The 7886-nt window shown below is 69.5% G+C and carries 5 protein-coding genes and 1 pseudogene; 2 read left to right on the forward strand and 4 right to left on the reverse strand.

What is annotated here, in order from left to right:
* Positions 1 to 161: 161 nt before the first annotated feature.
* Entirely contained in the window at positions 162 to 1316 is a 1155-nt protein-coding gene (locus ABD323_RS37955; protein WP_344446660.1) for a tyrosine-type recombinase/integrase, read from the forward strand.
* 59 nt (positions 1317 to 1375) lie between these two features.
* On the opposite strand, the gene ABD323_RS37960 is transcribed toward ABD323_RS37955, so the two are convergent.
* The 4 genes and pseudogenes from ABD323_RS37960 to ABD323_RS37975 form a co-directional block, all read right to left on the reverse strand.
* Entirely contained in the window at positions 1376 to 1552 is a 177-nt protein-coding gene (locus ABD323_RS37960) for a helix-turn-helix transcriptional regulator (RefSeq protein WP_344446661.1), read from the reverse strand.
* Positions 1553 to 2018: 466 nt separating this feature from the next.
* Entirely contained in the window at positions 2019 to 5852 is a 3834-nt protein-coding gene (locus ABD323_RS37965) for a DUF4365 domain-containing protein (protein WP_344446662.1), read from the reverse strand.
* Positions 5853 to 5993: 141 nt separating this feature from the next.
* Positions 5994 to 6274: pseudogene (locus ABD323_RS37970) on the reverse strand (MmyB family transcriptional regulator); the annotation flags it as partial.
* A 317-nt stretch (positions 6275 to 6591) separates the two neighbouring features.
* On the reverse strand, positions 6592 to 6765 hold the full coding sequence (locus ABD323_RS37975; protein ID WP_344446663.1) for a CsbD family protein: 174 nt from the start codon (positions 6763 to 6765) through the stop codon (positions 6592 to 6594).
* Between the two features lie 318 nt (positions 6766 to 7083).
* On the opposite strand from ABD323_RS37975, the gene ABD323_RS37980 reads away from it, so the two are divergent.
* Entirely contained in the window at positions 7084 to 7632 is a 549-nt protein-coding gene (locus tag ABD323_RS37980) for a ferritin-like domain-containing protein (protein WP_344446664.1), read from the forward strand.
* Positions 7633 to 7886 lie beyond the last annotated feature (254 nt).

Here is a 7886-nt window from a genome sequence, read left to right on the forward strand (position 1 = left end):
GCGCCAAGTTCGCCTACGTCAAGGCGACCGAGGGCACCGGCTACACCAACCCGTACTTCGCGCAGATATCACGAGTCTGACGTTTCCGCCCAGCTCAGGGGCATGATCGACCATCCGGAGTCAGCAAAAGGTCAGCAAGACTCCCGGAGGTTCCGACCATCATGGCGATCACAGGCCTCACCCGCGGCATGGGCAGCTTCTTCAAGGAGTGCGAGCACCCCGAGCCCCGCTGGAGCAAGTGCCCGCACGAGTACAAGATCAGGTACCGCAATGCGGCGGGGCGCCAGTCCGAGGAATCCGGCTTCACCACCCAGGACAAGGCCAAGACCCGCCTCGCCGAGGTCTACCACGCACGGAAGAACTCCCCGCAGAGCCAGCGCAAGGCGGAGCGCATCCAGAAGTACGGGGTGATGCAGTTCTCCGCCTACGTCGCCGAGTGGCTCAAGGGCCAGCGCGACCTGAGCCCGACCTCCCTGCGGAACCTCGACTCCCTGCTGCGGAACCACCTGCTGCCAGTCTTCGGCAGCCGCCGAATGGGTACGTTCGACCACAAGGTCGTCGAGGCGTTCATCCAGTCCATGGAGCGCAACGGCATCGGCACGGCCACCCAGACCAACGTGTTCATGAGCCTGAAGGCCATCCTGCTGGACGCGAACCGGCTCGGCCTCTACGAGGACAGCCCGCTCGACGGGGTCAAGGCACCTCAGTACGACCCGAAGCGCGCGGTGATCCCGTCCGTCGCCCAGCTGCAGGGGATCCGGACCGCCGGTGACGACGCCTTCCGCCTGGTCACCGACCTCATGAGCGGCTGCGGACTGCGCAACGGCGAAGCGTATGCGGTCAACGTCAACAACATCGTCGCCGAAAACGTCTACCGCGTCACCGAGCAGGTCAACCAGGCCAGCAAGACCTATGCCCGCTTGAAGCACCGCAAGGTCGGAGAGTACCGCGACGTTCCCTTGCCGGCTCGCGCCAAGCTCTCCATCGAGTCGTACGCGGATGCGTACGGAACTGTGGATGGTTACCTTCTGCGAAACCCCAAGGACATCACCCAGGCAATTCCGCACCACGTCGTCGACAGCCAGTGGCGGGGTATCAGGAAAGCCGGTCGGGTCGAGATTCCGGAAGGGATGGTCCTCTACGGGCTCCGCCACTTCTTCGCGTCGAACTGCCTGAGCAACGGCATACCGATCACCGACGTAGCGGAGTGGATGGGCCATCGCAGCGTTGACGTCACATTCACGATCTACCGCCACCTCATGCCCGGCTCCATCGGCCGCGCCGCCCAACTGCTCGATCTCGGCATGGCCGTCTGAACGCGCTGAGTGGGCCAACCTGTTGGGGCGGCCCACTCAGGCGCTGGATGACGTCATGTTCAGGCTGCAGGCATCTTCTGCTGCTTCGCCCAGGCCTGCACCTCTGAGACTTTGAACTGAGGCTTCGCGTTCCTGCCGTTGCCGAACTTGTACGGGGAGAGGCCCAATCGAGGAGCCTCGCGATAGACCCAGGCGACTGACATGTTCAGGTGCTCTGCTGTCTGCTTGGCGTTCATGAATTGATCGGACACAATTTCTTCCTCTGCTTGATCGATCTGTGGCCATCTTCGAAGAATCACCGAATTTGGTTATGCTGCACAAGCCTGATAGTGGGGGCAGGGCTCCCCGCCCGCCGCCTTTCGCGAAGTGCTGGCCAAGGGGGTCGTCCCAACCAGCAAGCTGCGCCGCCGTACCGATGTTCTCGCGACCCCTTTTGCTGAGGCTCGATCATCGCCTGATCGGCGCACTCTCGACCGAGAGCATCCTCTGTTGCTTCAGCCTCGACACGGTCGAGGGAGAGAGTCTCCGACAAACGCCCTCGACCGCACTCGCCAGCCAGCCTGAGACTGGAGCGGCTGTCGATACGTCACCCCAGTACGCCGTCATCGGTGCGTGGTGAACTCCACTGCTAAGCCCGACCGTTCCCGGACACGCACAGTCGCTCGGCCCCGGGATTTGTGGCCCCGGTCCGGGGGTGAGGCGTTAGCCTCCCTGGACCAGACCGTTGGTGAGCTGTGCGATGTCGGAAGGTGACAAGTCGTGCAGATGGCCGCCTTCGGCCGCGCTGATCAGCTCCGTGGTGACGGCTTGTCGCCATGCCTGGGCCGGCATGCCCTGGAGCCTGGCCGCTTCCGCGCTCATTTCGACGAGCGCGCGTGTGGCACCGGGCCCGGCTTCGATGGCCGCGACGGTGAGGACCTGGGCTACGAGAACGGCCGCATCCTGGGAGCAGGCGGCGGCGCCGGTACTGGCGTGGTAGAGCCAGGATGCGAGGTGGTCGGGCTGTCGGGCGGACACTTCCGCCGCGAGGGAGGCCCAGATCTCCAGGGTGTCCGAGGACGTCCAGACTGCCGGGCGGGTCAGCGCGGTTGTCACCGGACCGGGCCGCCACTGGTCGGCCTTGGACTGGGCGAGCCAGAGGGCCTTGTCGGGCGGCAGGTCGACGACGTATCCGGTCAGGAGAGCGGTGTCATCGGCCTGCGCCGTGTCTGCCTCACGCTTCTGCTCGGCCAGGACGTGGGTGAGCGCGCGCGTGCCGAAGGTGGGCACGCCGGCTGCCCGGGCGGCCTCCCGTATGAACAGGTCGTCGCACCACAGGGGTAGCCCGCTGGTGATCGCGAGTTCCAGTGGGGCGGCCCACCCGCCGTCCACGTCCACGCTGAGAGCTCGGTCGGGGTCGGTGGGGGTGCGGCCGGCCGGCTGCCCGCCGTCGAGTGCGGCCTCGGCGGCCGCGAGGCTGGGTACGGACGTCAGCGCGAGTCCTGCCGCGGCCCTCAGTGCGGTGGTGACCAGGGTGGCCAGTTGTGTGCGGGCGTTGTCGGTCAAGACGGTGATCTCGACGGTGCTGGCGTCCGCGCCCAGACCCGCGGTAAAGGAGGAGGCCTGCAGGCGCCGGACCGCGCTCTCGGTCATCAGGATGTCGTCCATGCACACCGTCGGCATCTCGATGGCGGTGAAGTGGGCGAGGAGCCGGTCCCAGCGTTCGGGCAGCAGGCCGGTGACGACCAGGGCGCTGAGGTCGATGACCACGGTGCCGTCCAGGGCCGCAGCGGCGGCGCGCTCTTCGGCCTCGGTGGCGGCGGGGTCGGTGCTGCAGGCGGGGATGAGTCCGGCGGCGCGCTGGATGAGGGAGAGGAGGAACGGGCGGCGAATGCTACTCGCGGCCAGGCCGAGCGCCGCGTCGCCGTCGCGGATGGCCTGACAGACCTGCCGGTGGGTTTCGTCCAGGCTCGCGGTTTCGCCCAGGAGCGCACGCAGCCTGGCTGCGTCCGGGATGCCGACCAGGGTGGTGAGGCTGCCGTCGGGGTGGCGCTCGCTGTAGTCGGTGGTCGCGGCTGCGGCCCGGGTCCGCAGCGCAGTGAGCTCGACTTCGTCAGGGCTCCGGGCCCACGGGGCGCCGAAGCGGGCGCTGTCGGGGTCGTGGGCGACGGCCAGCGCGCGGTCGACGGTGTCCAGGGCGCGGGCGGCGACCTCTTCGATGTCTGCGAACCGGTCGTACAGGTCCAGCACCGCGCTGGCGCCGCCCGGAGTCCAGGGCTGACGAGATGTCAGGGGAAGCCAGATCAGGGCCGCCATGCGGTTATTGGCCACTGCTCCGAAGCGCTGGCACACCGCCCATGCCTCGTCCCACATCCGCAGGTTGTACAGAGCGCCGGCTCGACACCACACGAAGTCCTCCGCGAGCGGTTCGATGCCGAGCAAGGCTGATGGCTCGACATCGGGGCGGGCCCGGGCGATCTCATCCAGCCCGCTCTGTGCGTGGTCCGCGGCCGCGCTCCACTCACTCTCAAGGTAGGCCTGGCGAACCAGCCCGTGGAAGAGCCGCAGCCGAATCGGCTGGGGCACGTTGGGCCGGGCCAGAAGCCTCAGCGACAGCGTGTGCGCCGCTTGGTGGTCGCCCGCGTACCGCAGCATGTCGAGCGCGGCCAGCTCTAGGTGCGCGTCAGCGAGGCGGACGGCACCATCTTGAAGGACCCTCGCCGCCTGTGCCGGCTGGCCGTCAGCCTGGAGGATGTCAGCGAGGGCGAGGATGGCGTGGACGCTGGTGCGCAGGTACGGCCGCAGGAACCGCGCGGCACCGGCTGAGTCACCCTGATACTGGTGGGCCCGGGCCGCCATCACCGCGTGGACGTCGCGCCGCACGACACCAGCCGCAAGCAGCTCCTCCAGCTCCGGCACCGGCCACTGGCCGAGCTCGGTCAGCCGCTGCAGTGCTACGAACCGAATCTCGTCCGTCCCCGCCGACTTCAGGGTCGCCTCCCACAGGTGCAGTTGTTCCTCGGCAGGCGCCTCAACAGCGGAGGCACGCGCGGCCGCGAGCTCGGGGCCGTGGAGCGGGGACGTGCTAGTCGAGCGAGCGGCGAACGCGTCGCCGAGGTCGATCCGGCCGTCGCGGTAGGCGATCCGGGCGGCGAACGCGGCAAGGCGCGGCCCAGTGGCCTCGCCGTCGGTGGCCTCCCCTTCGGGCGCCGGGAGCGCTGCCGAGAGCGCTGCGTCCACGTCGGGAAGGAGGATGCGAGCCTGTAGCAGCACCTCGGCGGCCTCAGCGCTGGGACCTGCCCAGCGCCGGCGGTCCTCGCGGGCCGCTTCCGCCAGCCGCAGCGCCTCCCGAAGATCGCCGTCGCGGCCTGGCGAGGCGTGCGTATTGAGTCGGTTCAGTAGCGTTTGAGCGACGTGGAGCTGGCATGTCGCACTGCTCGGGCACAGGGCCAGCGCCGCCCGGTAGTGGTCCAGCGCCTCCTCCAGATTCTGCCGGCGGGTGGCCTGCTCGCCCAGGAACAGGAGCGCGGTCGCGCACTCTTCCCAGTCCTTCACCGCCTGCCGGGAGAGGCTGGGAGGGACCGGTACCGGTCCGGGTATCCCCTGGTGATCGAGCAGCGCCCGCCCGACTTCGGCAAGCACTCGGCCGCCGTCCAGCGCGTTCGCAGACGCCAGCGTCTCCCGAGCCCGCGCCGGGTCCTCGGCCATCTCCAACAATCCGGCGATGGCCCGCCAGCGCCCCAGAGGGAGGGCGCCCGCAGCAGCGGCGCGTCGGTAGGCCTCGGCAGCCCGGGCCGGCAGACGGTGCTCGTTGGCGTAGCCGCCGACCACCAGCCACACGTCGTGTTCGGTCGGGCCTTTCCAGCTCAAAGGATCGCCCTTCCGCTGGGCGAGCCACTCGGGGGTCTTCTCCAGCATCAGCTCGCAGGCGGCGTCGGGGTCGTGTCGCATCTCGGCCAGCGTCGAGGCCAGGCGCTCGACCGGCCGGCGTGCGGTGATGTCAGAGTGGGGGATGCCGGCGTGGAGGCGGGCGAGCGTCGAGACCGCTTCACGGGGCAGCATGCCGAGGGCTGCGCTGAAGCCGGCCAGAGCGCGGTCGCCGTCCTCCCGAGCGACTTCGGTCAGGGCCGACAGGAGCGAGCGGGCGCCGGCACCAAGGATCTGACTGGCCAGCACCTTGATCTTCCACCCCTCGCCGGTGGATCGGACCGTGTCGGCGGTGACAGCCTGCCAATAGGCGGTCCGGCTCTCCAAGTCGACCAGGACGACGATCACGGGGGAGTCGTAGTTCAGCCAGTACTCGTGGTACTTGTCCCCAAAGGGGAACCACCAACCGTCGTCTCCAGCTGGTGTCTCGAAGAAGGACGGTCCGGACTTGACCTGTACCGCGAGTTGGCGCCCGGTCCCGTGACCGTCCTCGACCACTTCGACATGGAAGTCGATGCCGATGTCGGTCTGCAAGACCGCGCGCGGCACCCATGCCAGCTCGCTGAGGAACACATCCTCGACGATGACCGCTCCGCGGCGGCCCGTGATCTCGCTGGTGGCGACCTGCATCCCGCCAGTATCCCACCCAGCACGGACAGTTCACGCCAACCGCCAGCCTGGGGACCGGGGCCTCCGGGTGCTACTGGCGGCCCTGACAACAAGTTTGGACGTCGGGGCCGTTGGGCCGCCATGGTCATCAGTCCTCGGCTGTCAGCGGGATCGGCGTGCGAGGTGGGGTGTGGTCGGGGCGGGGATGATGGTGGCGCGCAGGGAGCCGAGCAGGCTCAGCGCCTGTGCGCTGGAACTGCTGGGCTCTGCTTGGTAGATGACCAGTTGCTGGTCGGGAGCGTCGCACACGTCGAAGGCCTGGTAGGTGAGGGTCAGCGGGCCGACGTCCGGGTGAAGTCGGTGCTGTGGCCGGTGAGGGTGCCGACGAGCTCCTGCAGCCGGGGGCTGTCCGGGTCGAGTCCGGCGGCCTGCCGCAGGTGAGCCTGTCGAGGATCCAGATCGTGCCGAGGCCGATCACGATCCGCCAGTGCCAGCGGGACCATGGCACCCGGTCCAGCCTGGCCGGTACGTCGGTGCGGTGGACGGCCCCGTCCTCGCCCGTCGTGGGGCGCGGGGGCTGTGCCCATCGCGGCGGCCGGGCGGTCGTGGCAGAGGCGGCGGGTCGATCCCCGGGCGGGATGGTGGTCATCGGTGAACCTCCGTGGCTGGGTGCCGGACGGCGAGGACCGCCGCGCCGGGCGTCCGGAGACGTCGCCGCGACGGTCCTCTGCGGGGGCCGTGGTCGGGGGGTGCAGTGCGGTCAGTCCTTGAACACGTCCTTGACCTTCTCGCCGGCCTGCTTCAGGTCCCCCTTGGCCTGGTCCGCCTTGCCCTCGGCGGTCAGCCGCTCGTTCCCGACCGCCTTGCCGGCCGTCTCCTTGACCTTGCCCTTCGCCTTCTCGGCGACGTTCTTGACCTTGTCCTCACCACTCATGGCGGACCTCTCCTCGTCGGCGTTCGTTCGGTGATCGAGCCCGGCGGGCTCGGTGACGCGTCTGCCCGGTGCGGGAGGGCTCACACGCGCCTCCGCCGCTCGAGGGGCTGCGCCGGGAGGGGGGTGGAGCTGTCGAGGGCGGATGGTCGCTGCTTTGGTGCGCCATTCGTACGCGCGCCGGGGGCCGGGGAGGGCGGGCCGGGTGGGGTTCGGCCTCCCGATACGATGTGGGCGGGATGTATGGGACGGCGGTGTCCGGGCAGGCGCCAGGGCGTAGTCGCGTTCCGTTTCCGGGACGCGCAGACGTTCGGAGGCGCCATGGCTGACTTTCTCACCGACGTGCACACCCTGCGGGCCAAGGCCCGGCAGGGGATCATGAACGGCCCGGTCACTGCCGGCTACGGTGCCGACCTGGCCCGGGTGATCGAAATGCTGAACACCGCCCTGGCCACGGAGATCGTCTGCACGCTGCGGTACCGGCAGCATCACTTCGCGGCCAAGGGTCTGAACTCCGAGCCGGTCTCCCAGGAGTTCCTCCAGCACTCGAACGAGGAGCAGGCGCACGCCGACCTGTTGGCGGCGCGGATCGCGCAGCTGGGCGGGGTCCCGGAGATGGATCCGGCGCAGGTGGCCGGCCGGGCGCACGCGGAGTACGTGCCGGCGACCGACCTGCGGCAGATGATTCAGGAGAACCTGGTGGCCGAGCGGATCGCCATCGCCTCGTACAGCGAGATGATCGAGTGGCTGGGCAGCGGCGACCCCACCACCCGGCGGGTGCTGGAGGAGATCCTGGCCCGGGAGGAGGAGCACGCCGAGGACATGCTCACCTTCCTCGAGAGTGACTTCGCGCCGCCGCTCACCCCCTGACGGCAGCGCCCCGCGGGCCGGCCCCGCCGGAGCTCGCTCTACGGATTCGCCACGTCCCCGCCCGGCCTTGCGGCTGAGCGGGGACGGCGGCTGTTCCGGGTACACACGGGTGTCGCGTGCGGTGCGTCTCAGGGGGAACGGCGCCTGGCCCGGCGCAGCACCAGCCACGGCAGGACCAGCCAGCACGTCGCGAACCAGGCCAGCACGCCGCCCGCGACGGCCCAGGCGGCGGTCGTGGACCCGGTCGCCACGTG

The organism is Kitasatospora nipponensis (genome assembly GCF_039528135.1).
Classification (GTDB): Bacteria; Actinomycetota; Actinomycetes; order Streptomycetales; family Streptomycetaceae; genus Kitasatospora; species Kitasatospora nipponensis.